Raw genomic sequence first — 2784 nt, 5'->3', positions numbered from 1 at the left:
CACAATTTCGGTGCATAGCATGTGTGTAAGTATGTGGACAACCGGAAAAACGTCACTGAGCACTTATGCAAACCAAAACTGTACAAATTTTGATCAAATACAATATCTTGCCTAAATCGCCTTTTCTACACCTATAAGCCACGCAACAGCAAAACCTATACCTTTCATCAAGTTAGGCGAGAACACGGCTGCAAGGGTGGTTTTAAGAGATGTCAGGCATATACAAATCTATTACTAATCAAGAAATTACAAATTGTATTGCTTTTTCCATGTTTTTGGTTATCATAAACAGGCGGTTTGTTTAACACCTTTTGTAGACCGCTGCGTGAATTGAGGAATAGGAGTCCCAATCGACACCCCCTAAACCTCTGATTTTTTATGACTAGTAGTTATCGCTTAACCTACAAGCATATCAGATTTCTACTAGTCTTTTTTTTGAAAAAGTTAGATATGAAAAGCACCAAAGTTAACATTTTGTTCGATGAGGGCTTAAATCACCTTGCCGTAAAAACGATAAAAGCGATTGACCTTTATATCTCAACTCATAGCTTTAAGTCATCAGTCACAGTAAATGCTCATTTGTGGGAAAATCTTATTTCTCACTTTGACTCTACTGAGCTTTATAGAAAAGGGATTTATTTGCAGCCGTCACTATTTGCAGATTCAAATGTTTCTTTTTGATAGAGATAGTGCGACCGTCGTACTCGACGCAGCGCACGAATATAGGGGGAGTTGTAGAGTAAATTTCATGATATGGCTGATTTTCATAGTATTGTAATTTCTAAGAGATAAATCCCTTTTGTACCTCTTCCTTAGAAGGTGAGGTCAAGCTTTCAGGTTTGTAGTGTAGTTATTTTGAACTACTTTATGAAGGGATAATCTAATATGGCATTATGAAAAATATAGTTATCACTATACTTGCATCATTTGTCTTTGCTGTTCAAACTGAATCAATTAGTTACAATACAAATGTATTTCCAAATAGTCCCTACGGTGTAGATGTCTCCCACTATCAAGGAAAAATAACCTGGTCAGAAGTAAGGCAAGAAATTGATTTTGTATTTATTAAAGCTACAGAAGGTGAATCTAGTGTAGACCCTTATTTTAGTTACAACTGGTCTCAGGCAAAGCGTCATGGAATCTTTCATAGTGCATACCACTTTTTTTATGGGGATGTAAGTGGCATTAAACAAGCAAAGCATTTTCTAAATATTGTTAAATACAACAAATCACATGACAGTTTCCCCTTAATTGTTGATGTAGAAAAAACGTCTGACATATACAGAACCAATAAAACTCAATATGTTCGTAACCTCCGAGCATTTCTTCATATCGTTCATAAAGAAACAGGCAGGTTGCCAATAATTTATACTAGTAACAATTTTTGGCGTACCTTTCTTAAAGGTACACATGGTTTTTCTGAGTATGCTTTATGGATAGCAAGCTATAACAATATACATTCTTCCCCAAAAATCCCTCATATTTGGAAAACATGGGTGTTTTGGCAGTTTTCAAACAAGGCATCAGTACCAGGCATTAAGTCTCAAATAGATTTAAATATCTTTAATGGTGATGACCATCGCTTATATCACTTCTTTGGTTATATTCAATGAAATACAAATGTTAAATGAACTTTTTAACACATAGTAATGATAACAAGTAGAAGTACAGTATAATTAAATAAAAAATAGATATCATAATGGGTAATTATATACTTAAAGATTAAGAGTGTTTATATGAAATGTAATTCATTAATATCTGGATTTATCTTTTCAGGACTATTCCCTTTACTTGTACAGGCTGATAACTACGTAACTTTTGTAAATAACACTGGGAAGAATTTAAATATTGCTACAGATGGATCTCCTGTAGTTAATCCCCCTATTATTCTAAGAAAAAATGCAACTCTTAAGTTAAAGCTTAATAACGACATGAAAAAAAATAATCATCATTTTTTTAAAAGATTATCGATATGGTGAAAACCTGCAATTTTCATATGAATTTTACATAAACCATGGTGTTGCAAATTTCAATAACTTAATCCTTTCACCTGAGTCTGCTGATAACTGGGGGTATTCAAACCATCACAAAAACATTCAGCTTTGGCTATGTACAAATCAGTACTTCCTTCATCATCATGGAAGCTGCAAAGTCACTCCTTCAAAACAAACATTCGGAAGAATAGCATGGGTGGGCCCAACTGCTTAACTCTCGCTTTTCACTTAGCCCCAATGCCTCTAACTCCTGGACAATATGGTTAACATCACAGTCTTTTCTAACTAGACTTACATTCTCATAAGTCCAAGCATAGAAATCTCTACTGAGTGTTGCACTTCAGATGACAGAGGCGTTCTTCAAACCAATCTACGCTGGAAAAGCTCAAACAGCCCCTCTTTAATGCTAGACAAAATATCGATATAGCTTAACCCATCTAGCAAACCTTCATCAATTTGCTTGGAAATCACTCGCTCAATTCGGCCCTTAGAGTCTTGAGACATTCCTAGCATTTCATTTGCTAAAGCCTGACAATCATCGGCAGCAACTCGACTTCCTGCAATTTCTTGCAGCCGCTTAATTTGATTTTCCATATACCACCCTCAAACCAACTGCACTCTACCCGCTTTCCAAGGCTCGAACAAGCGAAACGGTGAGAAACGCTCGCCGATTTTTTTAAGCATATTCACCACCCGATCTGCGGTATAGCCTTCTTCAACATACTGCACACTTGCTGAAAACACCAAAGCTTCAACGTCAAGATCAAGGATAGGCTCGCTGTAAACAGCA

Annotated in this window: 4 protein-coding genes and 1 pseudogene; 2 read left to right on the top strand and 3 right to left on the bottom strand. The window is 35.9% G+C overall.

Annotated features, from left to right (window positions below):
* Positions 1-450: 450 nt before the first annotated feature.
* Together BGC07_RS17135 and BGC07_RS17130 are read left to right on the top strand one after the other, a co-directional pair.
* Positions 451-681, top strand: coding sequence for a hypothetical protein (locus tag BGC07_RS17135; RefSeq protein WP_139121827.1), 231 nt, complete (start codon positions 451-453; stop codon positions 679-681).
* Between the two features lie 212 nt (positions 682-893).
* Positions 894-1613 (top strand): glycoside hydrolase family 25 protein, encoded by a 720-nt coding sequence (locus BGC07_RS17130; RefSeq protein ID WP_069314279.1) that lies wholly within the window; start codon positions 894-896, stop codon positions 1611-1613.
* A gap of 547 nt (positions 1614-2160) precedes the next feature.
* Here the strand turns inward: BGC07_RS17130 and BGC07_RS24075 are convergent.
* The 3 genes and pseudogenes from BGC07_RS24075 to BGC07_RS20930 form a co-directional block, all read right to left on the bottom strand.
* Positions 2161-2307: pseudogene (locus BGC07_RS24075) on the bottom strand (hypothetical protein); the annotation flags it as partial.
* Between the two features lie 47 nt (positions 2308-2354).
* The gene (locus BGC07_RS17120) at positions 2355-2588 is read right to left on the bottom strand and encodes a hypothetical protein (RefSeq protein ID WP_069314277.1); all 234 of its coding nucleotides are present in this window, start codon (positions 2586-2588) and stop codon (positions 2355-2357) included.
* Positions 2589-2597: 9 nt separating this feature from the next.
* Positions 2598-2784, bottom strand: a 187-nt coding sequence (locus tag BGC07_RS20930) for a hypothetical protein (protein WP_158007007.1), incomplete at its 5' end; no start/stop codon positions are given.

This window comes from Piscirickettsia litoralis (assembly GCF_001720395.1).
Lineage (GTDB): Bacteria > Pseudomonadota > Gammaproteobacteria > Piscirickettsiales > Piscirickettsiaceae > Piscirickettsia > Piscirickettsia litoralis.
This window is presented reverse-complemented; position numbering and strand designations above follow the sequence as displayed.

What these genes read in the sequence shown, in the direction of transcription:
- BGC07_RS17135 (WP_139121827.1), top strand. Translation starts at nt 451, where the DNA reads ATGAAAAGCACCAAAGTTAACATTTTGTTCGATGAGGGCTTAAATCAC.
- BGC07_RS17130 (WP_069314279.1), top strand. Translation starts at nt 894, where the DNA reads ATGAAAAATATAGTTATCACTATACTTGCATCATTTGTCTTTGCTGTT.
- BGC07_RS17120 (WP_069314277.1), bottom strand. Translation starts at nt 2,588, where the DNA reads ATGGAAAATCAAATTAAGCGGCTGCAAGAAATTGCAGGAAGTCGAGTT.